The sequence below is a fragment of the Sutterella massiliensis genome (assembly GCF_016899755.1).
Lineage (GTDB): Bacteria > Pseudomonadota > Gammaproteobacteria > Burkholderiales > Burkholderiaceae_F > Sutterella > Sutterella massiliensis.
In genome coordinates this window covers 1-421 of sequence record NZ_JACJJC010000304.1, presented here as the reverse complement: position 1 = coordinate 421, position 421 = coordinate 1, and the positions used below count along the sequence as shown (strand labels likewise).

Sequence of the window (421 nt, the reverse complement as noted above, 5' to 3'; positions counted from 1 at the left end):
GATCTACTGAGCCATCATTGATTACAATAATTTCAATATCCTTAAGATCTTGAAATAATAGTGAGTCGAGACATTTATTGATGAATTTCTCACCATTGTAAACCGGCACGATAACGGAGATTTTTGGCATATTACTTCCTCGTCAAGTTAATAATTTCGCGCGGCAAAAATGTTAAAAAACGACCAATTTTGAAAGAAACCCCATTTCTCAAGATCTCAATTTTATTCTTTAATTTTTCGTTTTCTTCTTTTAAACTATCAATGGTTTTATTTCTAATTAAATCTTCATTAGCTTCGCCAGTTAAAGTGATTTGCCTTGTTGCTGTTTTAATCGTAATACTTTCTATTTTCTCTTCAAATTTCCTGGAGAATCTTCTAAGTGGCTTAATAAGATAGGGTTTTGTAGTGTCTATTTTATATC

Annotated in this window: 2 protein-coding genes; both read right to left on the bottom strand. The window is 30.9% G+C overall.

The genetic code is table 11. The features are described 5' to 3' along the window. Positions 1-130 (bottom strand): glycosyltransferase family 2 protein (locus tag H6A60_RS14085; protein WP_205105202.1); only part of this gene is annotated, 130 nt, incomplete at its 3' end. A 1-nt stretch (position 131) separates the two neighbouring features. After that, the coding region (locus H6A60_RS12670) for a hypothetical protein (protein ID WP_205105200.1) at positions 132-421 on the bottom strand (290 nt) is incomplete at its 5' end.